Here is a 19,592-nt window from a genome sequence, read left to right as displayed (position 1 = left end):
GGGGCAGAGCATAAAGCGGGAAGCAGGGAGGCGCAAGAGGCGCCTCCCGCAAGAGGATTAGTCGTGTGCACCGATTTCGCGCAGCGGACGACCTTTCATCAGGTTACGTTCAATGTGTTCCAGTGAAACGTGTTTGGTTTCTGGAACCAGCCAGACGGTCAGCACAATAAAGAAGATATTCAGACCGGCGTAGACCCAGAAGGTATTGGCATTGCCCAGGGTGTTGAGCATGGTCAGGAACGTTGCGCCGACGATCATGTTGGCAATCCAGTTGGTTGCGGTAGAGCAGGTGATACCAAAATCACGCCCTTTCAGCGGCTGGATCTCAGAGCACAGCACCCAAATCAGCGGACCGGCGCTCATCGCAAACCCGACGATAAACATCAGCAGCATGCCCACCGCGAAGTACTGGGCGGTTGGGGAGTGGATGCCCACATGCATCATCGTACCGAGAACGCCCATACCCGTCGCCATCACCAGGAAGCCCAGCGTCAGGGTTGGCTTACGTCCCCAGCGGTCCACCAGGCCGATGGCGATAAAGGTCGCCAGCACGTTGGTCAGGCCCACGATAACCGTGCCCCACATCTGCTCGGTGGTGTTGGTGTAGCCCGCCAGCTCAAAGATTTTTGGCGCGTAGTACATGATGACGTTCATCCCCGTGAACTGCTGCATCACCTGCAGCAGCACGCCGAGGAACACCGCCCGACGGAAGTTGCTGTTCTCTTTAAACAGCGCCCAGCCGGACTGTTTTACCTTCAGGCTTTCGCGGATCTCTTCCAGCTCGTTTTTCGCCTCGGCGCTGGTATCGCGCAGGCGAAGCAGCACGCGTTCGGCATCAACGAAGCGGCGCTTCGCGGCAAACCAGCGCGGGCTGTCCGGCAGGAAGAAGACGCCAATCAGCAGCAGAATGGCCGGGATAATGATCACGCCGAGCATCCAGCGCCATGCGCCGCTGTAGCTGAACGCGGTATCGGACAGGTAAGCGCCGAGAATACCGATGGTGATCATCAGCTGGTACATGGAAATCATGCTGCCGCGGATTTTCTCCGGTGCAATTTCAGAGAGGTAGAGCGGGGCGGTGTATGACGCCACGCCCACCGCAAGGCCCAGCAGCACGCGGGAGAGGATCAGCACTTCAACGTTAGGGGCGGCAGCGGAGAAGAGCGAACCGGCGACGAAGAGGATCGCGCCGATCATCAGGCTCTTTTTGCGTCCGAGCTTGAATGAGAGCCAGCCGCTGCCGACGGCCCCAACGGCCGCACCGAACATCATGGAGCTGACCACCCATTCCTGGGTGTGCGCGTTAATCTGGAATTCGTCTGCGATGAAGGGAAGAGCGCCGGCAATGACGCCGATATCCAGGCCAAAGAGTAATCCTGCCAGGGCGGCGAGGAAGCAGACGAAGAAAGTCATCGCCTTGTTGGACGTACGCCCCTGTTTTTTATTGTCAGGCATTATGCCCTCCAGTTGGGTTATCAGTTTTATTGATGTTAAGGGTAGGTGAGCGACCCATAAAAATATGTGAGATTAATCACAATGGTGTAATCGGTTACACTAGCGTATAACCGTAAAAAATATTAAAGCTTTGAAAATATAGAGGTAAACGAGGTGATGTGCATCGCGTTTGTTTGAATTTCAGACTTAACTGAAAGAAAATGTAACAGCAGAAGAAAGGCGATCATGCAAAGAGAATATTCTGAAAGCGGGATATATCCGGTGCGGTGTAATCGCTTCCAGTTGTGCGGCTTTTGGCCGCCACCTGACACAAAAAAGGCCAGCACAAAGGCTGGCCTGTTTAGCGCGGTCAGTCGATTACTTCAGACCGGCAGCCTCACGCAGCAGAGCGGCTTTGTCGGTTTTTTCCCATGGGAAATGTTCACGACCAAAGTGACCGTATGCAGCGGTTTCCTGGTAGATTGGGTGCAGCAGATCCAGCATCTGAATCAGGCCGTATGGACGCAGGTCGAAGAACTCGCGCACCAGCAGGGTCAGCTGTTCTGAAGGCACTTTCTCGGTACCGAAGGTTTCCACCATGATGGAGGTTGGCTCAGCCACGCCGATAGCGTAGGAAACCTGGATCTCACAGCGGTCGGCCAGGCCGGCAGCAACGATGTTTTTCGCCACATAACGTGCAGCGTACGCGGCAGAACGGTCAACTTTAGACGGATCTTTACCGGAGAACGCGCCGCCACCGTGACGCGCCATGCCGCCGTAGGTATCAACGATGATTTTACGACCGGTCAGGCCGCAGTCGCCCATTGGGCCGCCGATAACGAAGCGTCCGGTTGGGTTGATGAAGAATTTGGTCGCAGAGCTCAGCCATTCGGTCGGAAGAACCGGCTTGATGATCTCTTCCATCACTGCTTCCTGCAGGGATTTCTGATCGATATCTTCGGCATGCTGGGTAGAGAGCACCACCGCGTCAATACCGACGATTTTGCCGTCGTCGTACTGGAAGGTGACCTGGCTTTTCGCATCCGGGCGCAGCCACGGCAGGGTGCCGTTTTTACGCACTTCAGCCTGACGCTGCACCAGACGGTGTGCGTAGGTCACAGGCGCTGGCATCAGCACGTCGGTTTCGTTGGTTGCATAACCGAACATCAGGCCCTGGTCGCCCGCGCCCTGTTCCAGCGGATCGGCGCGGTCAACGCCCTGGTTAATGTCTGGAGACTGTTTGCCAATCGCGCTCAGCACCGCGCAGGAGTTGGCATCAAAGCCCATATCAGAATGCACATAGCCGATCTCACGCACCGTGTTACGGGTGATCTCTTCGATATCAACCCATGCGCTGGTGGTGATCTCACCGCCAACCAGAACCATGCCGGTTTTGACATAGGTTTCGCACGCTACGCGCGCTTTAGGATCCTGCGCCAGGATCGCATCCAGCACCGCATCGGAGATTTGGTCAGCAATTTTATCAGGATGTCCTTCTGATACGGACTCGGACGTAAACAGGTGTTTTGCCATGTTTTATTTCACCTAAGAGGAATTTGGTTAGCTCAAGCTGCTGTGTGGAATAGCCAAAGGAGATAATTCTACCAAGGCCTGCAGGTTTTTGACACTGGCAGTATGAGTGTTAATCAGTATAGATGGATTAACATCTGGATGGCTATTTTAGGTCACTTCTTCGCCCGATTTCCAGTTTTTTTTGATTCATCTCTCACTGCGTTGAAATGGCTGCTGGAAATTTTTCCTGACGCTGCTGGCAACGCGCGCATTTTTGTTTTGCTTTTTAGCCCCCTTCTCGGTATAAAACGCGGCGCGCGGCTCATACAAAAAAAGCGCTCGATGAACTCATCGTGTCGCCACTTCCAGCCGGGTTGAGCAGTGAACTTTTAGCTTTGGCTTGGGGTCCGTTTCAGCAGAGGCGGCCGTGGAGGTGATACGAGATAATGAACCATCGTTTTCCGCTAACTCAGCGCTGCCGTTCTGGCGCGCCATTGATTCCCGCAACCCGCATTTCTAGTCTGCAAACCTGCCGATGTTATACCCATCTCGGCGCTTCTCAGGATTCAAGGGCCGGTTACGCTCTGTGAAAACTGAACAAGGGCGCTCTTGTTAATACAAGAGTTTTCTCGTGGTTTCGCCGAACCTTGTCATACAGAGTTCGGATACGTGTTTTACAATGATATGAATAAGAAACCGGTCGCACGGTCTGGATTTCAGCATACTCTGCTGGGAAACGGAGCCGTTTATGGGTTGTTATCGCCGTATAACGCTGCGATAGTAGTCAACTGTTTTACACTTAATACAAAGAGTTGAGGTTCGCTATGTCTGACGACATGTCTTCTTTTTCGCCTTCGTCAGCGGGCGAACAGGGTGTACTACGTTCTATGCAGGAGGTTGCGATGAGCTCCCAGGAAGCCAGCAAGATGCTGCGCACTTACAATATTGCCTGGTGGGGCAATAACTACTACGACGTCAATGAACTGGGCCATATCAGCGTCTGCCCGGATCCAGACGTTCCTGAAGCGCGCGTGGACCTCGCCAAGCTGGTGAAAGCCCGCGAAGCACAGGGCCAGCGTTTGCCTGCACTGTTCTGCTTCCCGCAGATCCTGCAACATCGCCTGCGTTCTATTAACGCCGCGTTCAAGCGCGCGCGTGAATCCTACGGCTATAAAGGCGACTACTTCCTGGTTTACCCGATCAAGGTGAACCAGCACCGCCGCGTGATTGAATCCCTGATCCACTCCGGCGAACCGCTGGGGCTGGAAGCGGGCTCCAAAGCGGAGCTGATGGCGGTCCTGGCCCATGCGGGCATGACCCGCTCGGTGATCGTTTGTAACGGCTATAAAGACCGCGAATACATTCGTCTGGCGCTGATTGGTGAGAAGATGGGCCACAAGGTCTATCTGGTTATCGAGAAGATGACCGAAATTGCCATCGTGCTGGAAGAGGCCGAGCGTCTGAATGTCATCCCGCGCCTTGGGGTGCGTGCGCGTCTGGCGTCGCAGGGTTCCGGTAAATGGCAGTCCTCCGGCGGCGAAAAATCCAAGTTCGGCCTCGCGGCAAACCAGGTGCTGCAGCTGGTGGAGATTTTGCGCGAGCGCGGTCGTCTGGACAGCATTCAGCTGCTGCACTTCCACCTCGGCTCGCAGATGGCGAATATTCGCGACATCGCCACCGGCGTGCGTGAATCCGCGCGTTTCTACGTTGAGCTGCACAAGCTTGGCGTGAATATTCAGTGCTTCGACGTGGGCGGCGGCCTGGGCGTGGACTACGAAGGGACCCGCTCGCAGTCCGACTGCTCGGTGAACTACGGCCTGAACGAATATGCCAACAACATCATCTGGGCGATTGGCGATGCCTGTGAAGAGCACGGCCTGCCGCATCCAACGGTGATCACCGAGTCCGGCCGCGCGGTTACCGCCCACCATACGGTGCTGGTGTCTAACATCATTGGCGTTGAGCGCAGCGAAATCAGCGAAGCGACGCCTCCGCAAGATGATGCCCCTCGCTCCCTGCAAAGCATGTGGGAAACCTGGCAGGAGATGCACGAGCCGGGCACGCGCCGTTCCCTGCGCGAGTGGCTGCACGACAGCCAGATGGATCTGCACGATATTCACGTCGGCTACTCGTCAGGCACCTTCAGCCTGCAGGAGCGCGCGTGGGCGGAGCAGCTCTATCTGAACATGTGCCATGAGGTGCAGAAGCAGCTCGATCCGAGCAACCGCGCGCACCGTCCGATTATCGACGAGCTGCAGGAGCGTATGGCGGATAAGATTTACGTCAACTTCTCGCTGTTCCAGTCTATGCCGGATGCCTGGGGTATCGATCAGCTGTTCCCGGTTCTGCCGCTGGAAGGGCTGAACCACGCGCCTGAACGTCGTGCCGTGCTGCTGGACATCACCTGTGACTCCGACGGCGCTATTGACCACTACGTTGACGGCGACGGTATCGCCACCACCATGCCAATGCCGGAGTACGACCCGGAGAACCCGCCGATGCTGGGCTTCTTTATGGTCGGGGCGTATCAGGAGATCCTCGGCAACATGCACAACCTGTTCGGCGATACCGAAGCGGTTGACGTGTTCGTGTTCCCTGACGGCAGCGTGGAAGTGGAGCTGTCCGACGAAGGGGACACCGTGGCGGACATGCTGGAATACGTGCAGCTGGATCCGAAAACCCTGCTGACGCAATTCCGCGATCAGGTGAAAAACACCGGTCTGGACGATGCGCTGCAGCAGCAGTTCCTGGAAGAGTTTGAAGCGGGTCTGTACGGGTACACGTACCTGGAAGACGAGTAAGGCATTCGCCTTCCCCTCCCCCCAAAGGGGAGAGGGTGTTCAAATTCCCTCTCCCCTTTGGGGAGAGGGTTAGGGTGAGGGGCAAAGACTGCACAATGCCCTATACTCACTTGAACCCGTATGAATTAACGGCGATAATTCGCCCCAATAAGCGATTTACGAATCAATCCCTTCCTCGTCGGGTTTAACGACGCGGAGGGGATTTTTTTTCATCTGTTTTTAACGCATCGACTTTAAACGAGGTCAGGACATGAGCACTTTAGGTCATCAGTACGATAACTCTCTGGTATCTAACGCGTTTGGTTTTTTACGTCTTCCGATGAACTTCCAGCCGTACGACAGCGACGCGGACTGGGTGATCACCGGCGTGCCGTTCGATATGGCAACGTCCGGCCGTGCGGGCGGTCGTCACGGTCCGGCGGCGATCCGTCAGGTGTCTACCAACCTGGCCTGGGAGCATAACCGCTTCCCGTGGAACTTCGACATGCGCGAGCGCCTGAACGTGGTGGACTGCGGTGACCTGGTGTACGCCTTTGGCGACGCGCGTGAAATGAGCGAAAAGCTGCAGGCCCATGCCGAAAAGCTGCTGGCTGCCGGCAAGCGCATGCTCTCCTTCGGCGGTGACCACTTTGTAACCCTGCCGCTGCTGCGCGCCCACGCGAAGCACTTCGGCAAAATGGCGCTGGTACACTTTGATGCGCATACCGACACCTACGCGAACGGCTGCGAGTTTGACCACGGCACCATGTTCTACACCGCGCCGAACGAAGGCCTGATCGATCCGAACCACTCCGTGCAGATCGGTATCCGTACCGAGTTCGACAAAGATAACGGCTTCACCGTGCTGGACGCCGGCCAGGTCAACGATCGTGGCGTGGACGATATTCTGGCTCAGGTTAAGCAGATCGTCGGTGATATGCCTGTCTATCTGACTTTCGATATCGACTGCCTGGATCCGGCCTTTGCGCCAGGCACCGGTACGCCGGTCATCGGCGGCCTGACTTCAGACCGCGCCATTAAGCTGGTGCGCGGCCTGAAGGATCTGAACATCGTCGGGATGGACGTGGTTGAAGTGGCGCCTGCCTATGACCAGTCTGAGATCACCGCGCTGGCCGCGGCGACGCTGGCGCTGGAAATGCTCTACATCCAGGCGGCGAAAAAAGGCGAATAAGCCTTACGCGCTGATTGCTGCTGCGCGACGCATGCGCAGCAGCAACATACCCCCGGCCAGCAGGGTGATAACCTGCGAAACGACCAAAACCGAAAAGCCTGAGCTAACCGACCCGACCGTTTTCATCACCATTCCCATCAGCAGCGGAATAAACGCCGCGCAGATATTCCCTATGCCATTAACGATACCATATGCGCTCCCCACCGCTTCCCGCGCGGCGTGATGCTGGATAACCGCAGGAATGGCCGCCCCCTGAAGCCCCCAGAAGACGTTGGCGGACAGCATAAACAGCGCCAGCCATGCGGGCTGATGGCTGAGCATCAGCCCGACCACGGACAGCGCCGTCATCGCTCCACCCGCCACAAACAGCACCGGTGCCTGTTCCGGACGCATTTTGTCGAGCAGCACGCCGCCGAGAAATTTAGAGCCCAGGCTCAGCAGGAAGGGAATGGCCGCAAGCATGCCGGTGGCGTGCAGCGAGAAGTGGTGTTCATCGCGCAGCCATGCGGGCAGCCAGGCGCTGCTCCCCCAGAGATAGCTCAGCGTGGCGATTTCAACCAGTAAGATCCAGCCCAGCAGCGGCGTTTGCCACGCCAGCGTAAAGGTCTGGGCAAACCCCGGTTTTTTTGTCTTCGGGATGCCGCGCGGCGCGGGAAGGTAGCGCCAGATGAGCCCGCCGCCGAGAACAAGATTCAGTATCGCCAGCGCGTAAAACGATCCGGCCCAGCCCAGATGGGCCATCAGCCAGGTCACCAGCGGAAAGCCCACGGCCAGCCCGAGCGAGACGCCCAGCGCGGTTACGGCGTTGGGTTTGCCGATCTCATCCGCGCTAAAGTTATCGCTGATAAAGCGGGTCTTCAGCGAAAAGAGCGGTCCTTCCGCTATCCCCAGGATCACGCGCGCGATGAGCATCCCCATCAGCGAGCCGAGCAGTGGAGAGATCGCGCAGACCACGGCCCAAATCACAATGCTGCCTAATAACCCCTGCCGATAATGAAATTTGCTTTCAATAACTGGTGTTAATAATAAAGCCGAAAAACCATAACCCAGAAGAAAGCAGGTCATTAGCATTCCCTGTAACATTCTGTTTTCATTTAACTGAAAGTGCCGGGCAAATTCCGGGTTTAATATCATTACTGAAATATTTACCCGGTCGATGTAGGAGATAATGATGAGTAATAACAGTGCAATTGTTCCTTGCCATCTTGCCGTCATGATGCCTGCCTTATGCGTGCGCATAGTGATATTTTTATCAGCGTGATTGTCACGGATCTAAAATGGTTAACCTGTGAAACTCTTTGTTTTTAAAAGATAAAATAAAAAATCGTTTCACAGGTGAAACGCAAGGTTCTTCCGCTCTTTTATTTTTACGAAGCAAAAACAAAGGAAGTCAATATCTGAATATTGAAATTTAAAGCCATTGAAAAAACGTATTCATTCACGCCGCAATAATGAAAATTTCATATCGCTGCATTTTTTCGTGATCCTTTCCACACTTAGTTAATTAATTAGCTTTCGCTTAACAAATTCTTCACATTGCCGCTTGACGAAACATTCATCGCTTTTATATTGACCGTATTAAATAAGAAACAGAGTTTCATATATGAAACAAAAGCCTGGAGGATCGTGATGAGCTGGATAGGCGTATGTGACGCAGAACAAGTACAGGAAGATTTCCCTTTTAGCGGCAGCGTCGAGGGTAAAGAGATCGGCGTTTATTTGATTGACGGCGAGTATTACGCGCTGGAAGACGTATGCCCGCACGCTTATGCCCTTCTGAGCCAGGGTTTCGTCGAAGACGGCAAGGTGGAGTGCCCGCTGCACGAGGCGGTATTCGACGTCAAAACCGGCCAGTGCCTGCACGGCCCCGGCGGTCGCAACCTTAACCGCTACCCGGTTCGGGTCTTTGAAAACCAAATCCAGATTACCTTCGTCGAGGAGATCGTGGCATGAGCGACACCCTGAACTACAACCCGGCGCTGCCGGAAAGCCGCCAGTTTACCCCACCTGCCGAAGGCGGTAACGGTGCCATTCATAAGCCGGGCGATTACCAGAATCTCATCTGGCAAACCCGCAGCCGCGAGCCGGAAAACTGGGAGGTGAACCTGATTGCGACGCTGGAAGATCTCTTCGAACAGGGCGTTGAAACCCTACCGGAACTGGTGAACGGGCTGAACGCGGTGCGCATGCACGACCAGCAGGGCGAGCCGTGGAGCAACGCCAGCTTCCAGGCTTTCTTACAGGTTAACGGCTACTGAGGACAACGCGATGACGACTACCGTACAACATTATCTTGATAAAGGTCTGCGCGGCCTCTGGTATCCGGTGCTGGCAAGCTGGGAAGTGCAGTCTGCTCCCGTGGGCATCACCCGCCTGGGCGAGCAGATTGTGGTCTGGCGTAACAAGGACGGCCAGGTCCAGGCGCTGGAAGACCGCTGTCCGCACCGCGGCGCGCGCCTGTCGATGGGCTGGAACCTCGGCGACCGTATCGCCTGCTGGTATCACGGCGTAGAAGTGGCGGGCAACGGTGAGGTGAAAGACGTGCCCGCCGTGGACAAATGCCCGCTGGTCGGCCAGCAGTGCGTGCGCAGCTACAACGTGCAGGAGGCGCACGGCGCCATCTTCCTGTGGTTTGGCGTGACCGCCGACCAGCAGCCGGACGAGCTGACCTTCCCGGATGAGCTCGCCGACACGGAAAATTTCAGCAACTTCCTTTGCACCGCCGCGTGGAAATGCAACTACCAGTACGCGCTGGAAAACGTGATGGATCCGATGCACGGCACCTATCTGCATTCATCCTCGCACTCGATGGCGGAGGGGGATCGCAAGGCCGACATGGTTCTTCAGCCGACCAAAACCGGCTTCATCTTCGAGAAGAAAGGGCAGAGCGGCGTCAACTTTGACTGGGTGGAGCTGGGCAACAGCGGCACCTGCTGGATGCGTCTCTCCATTCCGTATAAGAAGCGCTTCGGACCGGGCGGCCACTTCTTTATCGTCGGCATGGTGGTGCCGGAAGATAACGACAACTGCCGCGTCTTCTTCTGGCGCATTCGCCGCGTGCAGGGCTGGCAGCGCGATATGTGGCGCTTCATGTACCGCAACCGTCTGGAAAAGCTGCACTGGGAGGTGCTGGAGCAGGACCGCGTGGTGCTGGAGAGCCTGGCCCCGAACGCCCGCGACCATGAATACCTTTATCAGCACGACGTCGGCCTCTCCCGCCTGCGCCGCATGATGCAGAAGGCCGCCAAAGAGCAGCTGGCGATGCGCGAAGCGCAGCAGGGAGCCGCCTGATGAACGGACTGCTGGGCGGAAAGCGCATCGTCGTGACCGGCGCCGCGCGCGGGCTGGGCTATCACTTTGCCAAAGCCTGCGCGGAGCAGGGCGCGGCGGTGGTGATGTGCGACATCCTCAAAGGCGAGCTGGCCGAGAGCGCCCACGGGCTGAGCAAGCAGGGCTTTGCGATCGAATCACACGTCATCGATCTGGCCGATCCGCACTCCATTGAGCAGGTGTTTAGCGCCATTGGCGAGCAGGGTCAGATTGACGGTCTGGTGAACAACGCGGCGATGGCGACCGGCGTGGGCGGTAAAAACATGCTCGATTACGACCCGGACCTGTGGGACCGCGTGATGAGCGTGAACGTCAAAGGTACCTGGCTGGTGACGCGCGCCGCCGTACCGCTGCTGCGCGAAGGGACGGCAATCGTGAACGTGGCGTCCGATACCGCCCTGTGGGGCGCGCCGCGCCTGATGGCCTACGTCGCCAGCAAGGGGGCGGTGATCGCCATGACCCGCTCGATGGCGCGCGAGCTGGGCGAAAAGCGCATTCGCATCAACGCTATCGCGCCGGGGCTGACCCGCGTCGAGGCAACCGAATATGTGCCCGCCGAACGGCATCAGCTTTACGAAAACGGCCGGGCGTTAACGGGCGCGCAGCAGCCGGAGGATGTGACCGGCAGCGTGGTCTGGCTGTTAAGCGATCTGTCGCGGTTTGTCACCGGACAGCTGATCCCGGTCAACGGCGGTTTTGTCTTTAACTGAGGTATGGCGAGTATGGCAAACGATCGGGAAGTGAAGTATCTGGTGCCGGGGCTGGAGCGCGGCCTGCAGCTGCTGTTGGCCTTCGGCGAGCAGCACCGCGAACTGACCTTTGCCGAGCTGCACCGGCTGGTGGATATGCCGAAGGCGACCGCCTACCGCGTGGTGCAGACCCTGGAGTTCATGGGGTTTCTGGAGCGCAACGCGCGAGCCAATACCTTTTCGCTCGGCATGAACGTTCTGCGCCTGGGCTTTGAGTACATCGCCTCGCTGGACGTGGCGCAGGTCGGCCAGCCGGTGATCGAGCAGCTGCGCGACGTCAGCCAGTGCAGCAGCCATCTGGCGATCCGCGACGGGCGCGACATTATCTACATCGCCCGCGTCAGCGCCGCCGGGTCGCGCATCAATCAGGTCAGCATTGGCACCCGTCTGCCGGTGCACTGCACCTCGCTCGGCCGCATGCTGCTGACCGATATTTCCCGCGCCGATTTTGAACAATTGTTCCCGCACGAGCGCCTGCCGGGCAACACGCCGGGGCAGCTTCACGACCGCGAGGCCCTGTGGCAGATGGTGCAGCAGGACAAAGCCCGCGGGTTTGTCATCGGCGAATCTTTCTTCCGCCACGGCATCTCCTCCATCGTCTACCCGGTGTACGACCGAAGCGGACGCGTGGCGGCGGTGGTGAGCATTCTGGTGCCGTCGGAGGAGATCCCGCAGACCGACCGCGAGCGCCTGCAAAACGAGGTTCGCCTCGCGGCGGATAAAATTTCTGGCTTTTTAGGGTATTTGTCACAGGCCAGTTAAATCAGTGAGTTAACGTCAGGCGCTTAACTGCGTCGGGCATGGTTTACGCCCAATTTGGGCCAGATGAGGCAACGAACGATGAGTGTAACCGGAATTGAAAAGCTGGAATTTGGCGTGGAAGACCTGACGCACTGCGCCAAATTTATGCGTGATTTTGGCCTGACGGGCGATGCCAGCGGCCAGCGTTTTACCACCCTGAGCGGCGCGCGAGTGGAGCTAAACCCGATCGACAGCCCCGACCTGCCGCCGGCGTTTGAGGCGGGCAACACCCTGCGCCGCATGACCTGGGCGGTTGCCGCGCAGTCCGATCTTGACGCGCTGCGCCCGAAGCTTGCGCAGCAGCCCGGCTTCCGCGAGGTGGGCGACGCGCTGGAGTGCCTCGATCCGAACGGCATGACCCTGCGGGTGCAGGTCAGCCAGCAGACCGAGGTGGAGCTGAACGTTGAGCCGATTAACCAGTGGGGCGACGCTCGCCGCATCGACACTCCCAGCCCGGTTTACGATCGCGCCCAGCCCATCAACGTCGGGCACGTGGTGTTCTTCGTGGAGGAGCTGGCGGCGGTGGAGAAATTCTACCGCGAGGTGCTCGGCTTTCAGGTCTCTGACCGCTACATCAACCGCGCGGTGTTCCTGCGCTGCGGGGCGCGCGGCGGCCATCACAACCTGTTCCTGCTGCAACTGCCGAACCGCAGGCGCGGTCTGAACCACGTGGCCTTCACGGTGCGCGACATCCACGAGGTGATCGGCGGCGGTATCGCGATGAATAAACACGACTGGAGCACCTTTATCGGGCCGGGCCGCCATCCGGTGTCGTCGGCCTATTTCTGGTACGTCAACAGCCCGACCGGCGGCGCGTTTGAGTATTACACCAACGACGACTACCTGACTGAAAACTGGCAGCCGCGCGAGCTGGAGCACTCGCTGGTCTCCTTTACCGAATGGGCGGTGGAAGGTGGGATTGACCACGACACGCGCCGCCAGCAGAAAAAGCCGGAGGCGGTATGACGTCGCGCATTGTCATTATCGGCGGCGGCCAGGCGGGCGGCTGGGCGGCGAAAACACTGCGCGACGAAGGCTTCGACGGCGAGATTTGCGTGGTGGCGGAAGAGGAGTGGGATTTCTACGAACGTCCGCCGCTGTCGAAAGCGTCCCTGCTGGAGCCGAACGCGGCCCTCCCGCGGCTGTTTAGTGAAGAAGCACAGCAGGCGCTGAACCTGACATGGCACCGCCCGCTGCGTGCGGTGCAGATCGACCACGCGGCGAAAACGGTGCGGTTAAGCAACGGTGAGCATATTAGTTACAACATTCTTTTGATTGCCACCGGAGGGCGGGCGCGCCTGCCGGGCGAGGCGTGGTCTGCGCATCCGCAGGTCTACACCCTGCGCCACTGGCAGGACGCGCAGCGCCTGAAGGGGCGTCTGGCGGAAAGCCAAAAGCTGGCGATTATCGGCGGCGGCTGGATTGGCCTGGAGATTGCCGCCTCCGCGCGCAAAAGCGGCGTGGCGGTCACGCTGTTCGAGCAGCAGCCCGCGCTGTGCATGCGCTCGGTGAGTGGCGAGGTGTCGCAGCGCTTGGCGGCTATCCACCGCGAGCAGGGTGTGGATATCCGCACCGGCTGCGGCGCGCTGGAGCTGGAGGACGATAGCGGTCTGCCGGTTATCCACTGCGACGGCCAGCGCGAAACCTTTGACGCGGTGGTGGTGGGGATCGGCGTCGATCTCAATCTGGAGCTGGCGCGCGACGCGGGGCTGCGCACCGAACGGGGGATCGTCGTGGACGCTCAGGGACGCACGTCGGATCCGTCCATTTTTGCCGCCGGAGATGTGGCCCAGCATCATCATTACGGCCTGTGCATTCAGTCCTGGGCGTTTGCGCAGAATCAGGCGGTGGCGACGGCAAAAGCGATGCTCAACCCCGATGCGCCAGGCTACGACGACGCGTCTTGGCTGTGGTCGGATCAATATCAGCACAACATTCAAATCCTCGGTATTCCGCAGCCGGGGAGCACAACGATAGCGCGCGAAGATTCGCTGTACTTCTCGCTGGACGAGAGCGGGAGGCTGACGCAGCTGGTGGCGTTTAACGATGCGCGCACCGTCAAGCTGGCGAAGCGCTGGATGGCGGCAGGGCGGGATTTATCGGACGTGCCGCTCGCCGACCCGACCTTTTCACTGATGTCACTGCGATAACCCGCACCCGTAGGGGGAGACATGACCACATTAGAGACCAACACCGCGCCCGCTGAGGCGAGCGGTGAGGGAGCCCGCACGCCTGAAAAAGCGGTGCGCTGGGCCATCCCGCTGTCGCTGCTGGCCTGCGTGCTGCTGGCGTTTTTCGACAAAATCAGCATTGCGGCGCTGTTTTCTGACGGCCATTTCCAGCAGGCGATGGGCATTGATTTCGACACCACGCGCCTCGGCATTCTGATGAGCGCCTTTCTGCTGAGCTACGGCTTTTCGTCAGTCTTTTTAAGCGGCTTAGGCGACAAAATCGCCCCGCTGCGCCTGCTCACCGGAATGATGGTCGTCTGGTGCGTGCTGATGGTGGCGATGGGCTTTACCCATAACTACACGCTGATGATCGTGCTGCGCATCCTGCTGGGCGTGGCGGAAGGGCCGCTGTTCCCGCTCGCCTTCGCCATCGTGCGCCACAACTTCCCGCAGCATCTGCAGGCGCGCGCCACCATGCTGTGGCTGCTTGGCACGCCGGTGGGCGCGGCGATTGGCTTCCCGCTCTCCCTCTGGCTGCTGAACGCCTTCGGCTGGCAGAGCACCTTTTTCGTGATGGCAATGCTCACCGTGCCGGTGCTGATTTTCGTGCGCGTCGGGCTGCGCGGGATCCGTCTGGAGGCAAAACCCGGCACCTCGCAGGCATCTCAGGACGAGCGCCGCGCCGCGCGCCGCGAGCTGTTCGTCAGCCCGCACTTCTGGATCATCTGCATCTTTAACATTGCCTTCCTGACCTACCTTTGGGGCATCAACGGCTGGCTGCCGGGCTATCTCATCAAGGGCAAAGGCATTCATCTGGAACACGCGGGCTGGCTGTCGTCAATGCCGTTCATGGCCATGCTGGCGGGCGAGGTGATTGGCGCGTGGCTTTCGGACCGGGTCGATAAACGCGCGGCGGCCTGCTTTATCTCCATGGCCGGGGCGGCGGCAGGTCTCGCGGCGGTGATGCACCTCGACACCCCGCTTGCCATCATCACGGCGATGAGCTTCAGCACCTTCATGTGGGGCACCGGCGCACCCAACATTTTCGCCCTGCTGGCGAAGGCCACCCATCCACGGGTGAGCGCCACGGCGGGCGGCATTTTCAACGGGCTGGGAAACTTTGCGGGCGCGCTGTCGCCGGCGGTGATGGGCGCGCTTATCGCCTTCACCCACAGCATGGATTCCGGGCTGATTTTTCTGGCGGTGATGGCGGCGGTGGGCTGCGTCCTGTTACTGCCGCTGCTGAGACGTTACTGAGGAGAGTGTCATGACTGATTCAACCGTAACCAACACATCAGGCATCAAACCTGACCACCTGACAATGGAAGAGTGGGTCGAGTCGCGCATCGCGCGCTTCGAAGGCCGTAAATATGACTGGAACGCGCTGAAGTTCCAGGCCGATTTTGACCCGAAATACCGCCGGGCGCAGATGCGCTATATCGGCACCGGCGCAACCGGCGTGGCGAACGACACCAATACCGTGCAGGCGGAGCATTTTACCTTCTCCACTATGGTGCTGCCGTCGAAGTGCGAGGGGCCGCTGCACCTGCACGACGACGTGGAAGAGGTGTTCTTCATGCTTAAAGGGCAGATCACGCTGATGATCCAGGACGGCGATAACTACACCGAAACCGTGCTGCGCGAGCGCGATCTGATTTCCGTTCCGCCGGGGATCTATCGCGGCCTGTTTAACCACGGGGAAGAAGAGGCGCTGATGTGCGTCATGCTGGGAACCAACAAGCCGGAAATTCCGACCTATCCCTCCGATCATCCGCTCTCAAAAGTGAAGCGGAACTAAGGGGGCACGATGACGGGTTTTCGTGAACAGGGAAGCGGCATTCCGCTGATGCTGCTGCACGGCATCAGCTCCGGCGCGGCCTCCTGGCACAAGCAGATGGCGCTGGAGGGCTTTCGCGTGCTGGCGTGGGACATGCCCGGCTATGGCGAAAGCCCGATGCTGGCGGTTGAGCGTGCGAACGCGGGGGATTACGCCGACGCGCTGGCGGCGATGCTCGACCGCGCGAGCGTCTGGCAGGCGGTTCTGGTGGGCCATTCGCTGGGAGCGATGGTGGCCAGCGCCTTTGCGGCGAAGTATCCGCAGCGCGTGCTGCACCTGGTGCTGGCGGACGCCGCGCAGGGCTACGGCAATGCAGTCCCGGAACAGCGGGAGCAGGTCTGGCGCAGCCGCGAGCAGCAGATGGCGCTCGGCGGTGAAATCCTCGCGCAGGCCCGCGCCGCGAAGCTGCTGCGCCCCGGCGCGCGCGCGGAAGATATCGCCACCGTCGCGGCGGGCATGCGCGCGCTGCGTTCTGAGGGCTACCTTGCCGCCGCGTGGATGCTGGCGCACGACGACATTCACGGCTGGCTTAAAGGTTACTCAGGCGCGTTTGAAGTCTGGTGCGGCGAGCAGGACGCCATCACGCAGCCCGAGCTGGTGCAGGGGCTGGCGCTGCGCTACCGCATGCCGTTTACCGCCATTCCACAGGCCGGGCACGCCAGCTATCTCGATAACGACGCGTTTTTTAACCAACAGCTTTTACGCATTAACGAAGAGGTGCGCGATGAATGCACAAATTGACGGCCGCGTAGCGGTAGTCACAGGCGGTTCTTCCGGCATTGGCTTTGAAACGCTGCGCCTGCTGCTGGGCGAGGGGGCAAAAGTGGCCTTCTGCGGCCGCGACCCGGACCGGCTCGCCAGCGCCCACGCGACGCTGCAAAACGAATACCCTAACGGGGAGATTTTCTCTTACCGCTGCGATGTGCTGAACGCCGACGAGGTGCAGGCCTTCGCGGATGCCGTTCAGGCTCGCTTCGGCGCGGCGGATATGCTGATCAACAACGCCGGGCAGGGCTACGTGGCGCACTTCCACGACACCCCGCGCGAGGCGTGGCTGCACGAAGCCGAACTCAAACTGTTCGGCGTGATCAACCCGGTGCAGGCGTTTCAGCCTCTGCTGGAGCGGTCCGACATCGCCTCCATCACCTGCGTCAACTCCCTGCTGGCGCTGCAACCGGAGGAGCACATGATCGCCACCTCCGCCGCCCGCGCCGCGCTGCTGAATATGACGCTCACGCTCTCGAAAGAGCTGGTAGGCAAAGGCATTCGCGTCAACTCCATTTTGCTCGGCATGGTGGAGTCCGGCCAGTGGCAGCGCCGCTTCGAAAACCGGGCGGATAAAAGCCAGAGCTGGCCGGAGTGGACGGCGGACATCGCGCGCAGGCGCGGCATTCCGATGGCGCGTCTCGGCAAGCCGCAGGAGCCCGCGCAGGCGCTGCTGTTTCTCGCCTCGCCGCTGGCGTCGTTTACCACGGGCGCCGCGCTGGACGTTTCCGGCGGCTTCTGCCGCCATCTGTAAGGACGCATCATGAAAAAGGTAATGTTAATTGGGTTTGGCGCCATGGCGCAGGCGGTGATTGAGCGTTTACCCGCCGGCGTGGCTATCGGCTGGATCGTGGCGCGTGAAGCCCACCACGCGGCCATTCGCGCGCAGCTTGGTGATGCGGTAATCGCGCTGACCTCGCCGGTAGACTGCGCACAAACGCCCGACCTGGTGCTGGAGTGCGCCAGCCAGCAGGCGGTGGCGCAGTATGGCGAAGCGATCCTGCGCCGCGGCTGGCATCTGGCAGTTATTTCAACCGGCGCGCTGGCGGACAGCGCGCTGGAACAGTGCCTGCTGGCGGCGGGCGGCAGGCTGACGCTGCTCTCCGGGGCGGTTGCGGGCATTGACGGGCTGGCGGCGGCGAAAGAGGGCGGGCTTGAGCGCGTCACCTATCAGTCGCGCAAAAGCCCGGCCAGCTGGCGCGGCAGCTACGCCGAGCAGCTTATCGATCTTAACGCGGTCTCAGAGGCGCAGGTCTTCTTTGAAGGCAGCGCCCGCGAGGCGGCGCGCCTGTTCCCGGCGAACGCCAACGTGGCGGCAACCGTGGCGCTCGGCGGCGTGGGGATGGATGACACCCGCGTGCAGCTGATGGTCGACCCGGCAACGAAGCGCAATACCCACACGCTGCACGTCGAAGGATTGTTCGGCGAGTTCCATCTGGAGCTGAGCGGGCTGCCGCTGGCGTCTAATCCTAAAACCTCCACCCTTGCGGCACTGAGCGCGGTGCGCGCCTGCCGCGAACTGGCCCTGAGCTGAGGAGTGACGATGGACGATCTGAAGATTTTTATCGGCGGCCAGTGGCGACGCGGCGGCGGTAACCCGATGCAGAGCCGCTTCCCGGCTGACGGGTCGATCAATGCGACGCTGAATGCGGCAAGTCTGGACGACCTGCAGGGCGCGATCGAGGCCGGCGAGCGGGCGTGGCGCGATCCCGCGTGGCGCAACTGCCTGCCGCATATGCGGGCGAAGATCCTGCACAAGGTTGCGGATCTCATCGAATCCCGCGTGGATGAACTGGCGCAGATGCAGAGCCGCGATAACGGCAAGCCGCTGGCGGAAGCGCGCGGGCTGGTGATGAGCGCGGCGGGCACGGCGCGCTACTTTGCCGCCGCCTGCGAGCTGCTGGAAGGCGAGCTCCCGACGCCGCGCCAGCCGGATTTGCTGACCCTGAGCCGCTATGAGCCGCTCGGCGTGGTGGCCGCCATTACGCCGTGGAACTCGCCCATTGCCAGCGAGATACAGAAGGTCGCGCCGGCGATTGCCGCGGGTAACGCAGCGATCCTTAAGCCCGCCGAAGCCACGCCGCTGATGGCGCTGGAGCTGGCGCGGATTTTTGAACAGGCCGGGCTACCTGCCGGGCTGCTGAGCGTCCTGCCGGGCAAAGGCTCGGTGATTGGCGATGCGCTGGCGCGTCACCCTAAGGTGCGAAAAATTTCGTTTACGGGCGGCACCACCACCGGCCGCCATCTGGCGCACGTGGCGGCGGAAAAGCTGATCCCGGCCTCGCTGGAGCTGGGCGGAAAATCCCCGACCATCGTGCTGGAGGATGCAGACGTTGAGCAGGCCGCGCGCGGGATTTGCTACGGCATTTTCAGTTCGGCAGGGCAGGCGTGCATCGCCGGGTCCCGGCTGTTTATTCACGAAAGCATCTACGCGCCGCTGATGGCGCGGCTGCTGGAATTAACTCGCGGGCTGCGCGTGGGGCACCCCTTCACCGACGGCGTCCACGTTGGGCCGCTGATCAATGAGAAACATCGCCAGAGCGTGCAGGAATACGTCGAGCTGGCGAAGCGCGAGGGAGGCCGCGTGCTGTGCGGCGGGGAGATTCCGGCGGATCCAGACCTGGCAAACGGCAGCTTCTTCCAGCCGACCATTATCGAAGGGCTGACGAACAGCGCCCGCGCGTGTCAGGAGGAGATTTTCGGCCCGGTGCTGGTGGCGATGCCGTTTCGCGATGAAGCCACGCTTATCCGCGAGGCGAACGACTCGGTTTACGGCCTGGCGGCAGGGATTTGGACCCGCGACACCGGGCGCGCGCTGCGCCTGAGCGAGCAGCTGGAGGCGGGCACGGTGTGGATCAACACCTACAAAGTTTTTGCGATTTCGACCCCGTTCGGGGGCTTTAAAGAGAGCGGCCTGGGCCGTGAAAAGGGCATTCAGGGGCTGAAAGCCTGGATGCAGCAAAAGAGCATTTATCTGGCGACGGGTAATAGCGTCAACCACTGGTGCGACTGAGAAAGGGT

General features: G+C 60.0%; 20 protein-coding genes. 17 read left to right on the top strand and 3 right to left on the bottom strand.

Features of this window, described 5'->3' with window-relative positions; genetic code table 11:
• Nucleotides 1–57 precede the first annotated feature (57 nt).
• Nucleotides 58–1,455 carry a galactose/proton symporter gene (galP, locus tag UTO39_RS06705; RefSeq protein ID WP_041908328.1) on the bottom strand — a complete coding sequence of 466 codons (1,398 nt, stop codon included), beginning with the start codon at nt 1,453–1,455 and terminating at the stop codon, nt 58–60.
• Between the two features lie 357 nt (nt 1,456–1,812).
• Nucleotides 1,813–2,967, bottom strand: coding sequence for a methionine adenosyltransferase (metK, locus tag UTO39_RS06700; RefSeq protein WP_061097111.1), 1,155 nt, complete (start codon nt 2,965–2,967; stop codon nt 1,813–1,815).
• A 138-nt stretch (nt 2,968–3,105) separates the two neighbouring features.
• Between metK and UTO39_RS06695 the strand changes: the two genes are divergently transcribed.
• The 4 genes from UTO39_RS06695 (at nt 3,106) to speB (ending at nt 6,918) form a co-directional block, all read left to right on the top strand.
• Nucleotides 3,106–3,324: a hypothetical protein gene (locus UTO39_RS06695; RefSeq protein WP_266179082.1), complete on the top strand. Its 219-nt coding sequence runs from the start codon at nt 3,106–3,108 to the stop codon at nt 3,322–3,324.
• A gap of 306 nt (nt 3,325–3,630) precedes the next feature.
• Nucleotides 3,631–3,762, top strand: a complete 132-nt coding sequence (gene yqgB / locus UTO39_RS06685) for an acid stress response protein YqgB (protein ID WP_127312443.1) — start codon at nt 3,631–3,633, stop codon at nt 3,760–3,762.
• Nucleotides 3,763–3,770: 8 nt separating this feature from the next.
• Complete coding sequence (gene speA, locus UTO39_RS06680) at nt 3,771–5,747, top strand: biosynthetic arginine decarboxylase (protein WP_253543270.1); 1,977 nt, start codon at nt 3,771–3,773, stop codon at nt 5,745–5,747.
• A gap of 250 nt (nt 5,748–5,997) precedes the next feature.
• Entirely contained in the window at nt 5,998–6,918 is a 921-nt protein-coding gene (gene speB / locus UTO39_RS06675) for an agmatinase (RefSeq protein ID WP_006811917.1), read from the top strand.
• Nucleotides 6,919–6,921: 3 nt separating this feature from the next.
• Here speB and UTO39_RS06670 read toward each other — a convergent pair whose 3' ends face one another.
• Nucleotides 6,922–8,133, bottom strand: a complete 1,212-nt coding sequence (locus UTO39_RS06670; protein ID WP_320726783.1) for an MFS transporter — start codon at nt 8,131–8,133, stop codon at nt 6,922–6,924.
• A 414-nt stretch (nt 8,134–8,547) separates the two neighbouring features.
• On the opposite strand from UTO39_RS06670, the gene UTO39_RS06665 reads away from it, so the two are divergent.
• From UTO39_RS06665 to UTO39_RS06605, 13 genes are all read left to right on the top strand, one after another.
• The gene (locus UTO39_RS06665) at nt 8,548–8,871 is read left to right on the top strand and encodes a non-heme iron oxygenase ferredoxin subunit (RefSeq protein ID WP_320726782.1); all 324 of its coding nucleotides are present in this window, start codon (nt 8,548–8,550) and stop codon (nt 8,869–8,871) included.
• The gene (locus UTO39_RS06660; protein WP_061097122.1) at nt 8,868–9,176 is read left to right on the top strand and encodes a recombinase-like helix-turn-helix domain-containing protein; all 309 of its coding nucleotides are present in this window, start codon (nt 8,868–8,870) and stop codon (nt 9,174–9,176) included. The genes UTO39_RS06665 and UTO39_RS06660 overlap by 4 nt, the downstream gene beginning before the upstream one ends.
• 10 nt (nt 9,177–9,186) lie before the next feature.
• Nucleotides 9,187–10,209 carry an aromatic ring-hydroxylating dioxygenase subunit alpha gene (locus UTO39_RS06655; protein ID WP_017692695.1) on the top strand — a complete coding sequence of 341 codons (1,023 nt, stop codon included), beginning with the start codon at nt 9,187–9,189 and terminating at the stop codon, nt 10,207–10,209.
• Nucleotides 10,209–10,958: an SDR family oxidoreductase gene (locus UTO39_RS06650; protein ID WP_151412627.1), complete on the top strand. Its 750-nt coding sequence runs from the start codon at nt 10,209–10,211 to the stop codon at nt 10,956–10,958. The genes UTO39_RS06655 and UTO39_RS06650 overlap by 1 nt, the downstream gene beginning before the upstream one ends.
• Before the next feature lie 12 nt (nt 10,959–10,970).
• Entirely contained in the window at nt 10,971–11,759 is a 789-nt protein-coding gene (locus UTO39_RS06645; RefSeq protein WP_151412657.1) for an IclR family transcriptional regulator, read from the top strand.
• Between the two features lie 78 nt (nt 11,760–11,837).
• Nucleotides 11,838–12,764: a VOC family protein gene (locus UTO39_RS06640; RefSeq protein WP_320726781.1), complete on the top strand. Its 927-nt coding sequence runs from the start codon at nt 11,838–11,840 to the stop codon at nt 12,762–12,764.
• A complete protein-coding gene (locus tag UTO39_RS06635) occupies nt 12,761–13,948 on the top strand; it encodes an FAD-dependent oxidoreductase (RefSeq protein WP_320726780.1) in 1,188 nt (395 codons plus the stop codon). The genes UTO39_RS06640 and UTO39_RS06635 overlap by 4 nt, the downstream gene beginning before the upstream one ends.
• Before the next feature lie 21 nt (nt 13,949–13,969).
• Nucleotides 13,970–15,226 carry an MFS transporter gene (locus UTO39_RS06630; RefSeq protein WP_320726779.1) on the top strand — a complete coding sequence of 419 codons (1,257 nt, stop codon included), beginning with the start codon at nt 13,970–13,972 and terminating at the stop codon, nt 15,224–15,226.
• A gap of 10 nt (nt 15,227–15,236) precedes the next feature.
• Nucleotides 15,237–15,767, top strand: a complete 531-nt coding sequence (locus tag UTO39_RS06625) for a cupin domain-containing protein (RefSeq protein WP_061097128.1) — start codon at nt 15,237–15,239, stop codon at nt 15,765–15,767.
• 9 nt (nt 15,768–15,776) lie between these two features.
• Entirely contained in the window at nt 15,777–16,547 is a 771-nt protein-coding gene (locus UTO39_RS06620) for an alpha/beta hydrolase (protein ID WP_320726778.1), read from the top strand.
• Complete coding sequence (locus UTO39_RS06615) at nt 16,531–17,325, top strand: SDR family oxidoreductase (protein ID WP_151412624.1); 795 nt, start codon at nt 16,531–16,533, stop codon at nt 17,323–17,325. The genes UTO39_RS06620 and UTO39_RS06615 overlap by 17 nt, the downstream gene beginning before the upstream one ends.
• Nucleotides 17,326–17,334: 9 nt before the next feature.
• The gene (locus UTO39_RS06610) at nt 17,335–18,105 is read left to right on the top strand and encodes an aspartate dehydrogenase (protein WP_061097131.1); all 771 of its coding nucleotides are present in this window, start codon (nt 17,335–17,337) and stop codon (nt 18,103–18,105) included.
• Nucleotides 18,106–18,114: 9 nt separating this feature from the next.
• Nucleotides 18,115–19,584 (top strand): aldehyde dehydrogenase, encoded by a 1,470-nt coding sequence (locus UTO39_RS06605; protein ID WP_320726777.1) that lies wholly within the window; start codon nt 18,115–18,117, stop codon nt 19,582–19,584.
• Nucleotides 19,585–19,592: the final 8 nt, after the last annotated feature.

This window comes from Enterobacter sp. 118C5 (assembly GCF_034107645.1).
GTDB classification, from domain to species: Bacteria; Pseudomonadota; Gammaproteobacteria; order Enterobacterales; family Enterobacteriaceae; genus Enterobacter; species Enterobacter nematophilus.
Note: the sequence above shows the minus strand (reverse complement) of the source record. Positions and strands in the feature narration are given on the sequence as shown.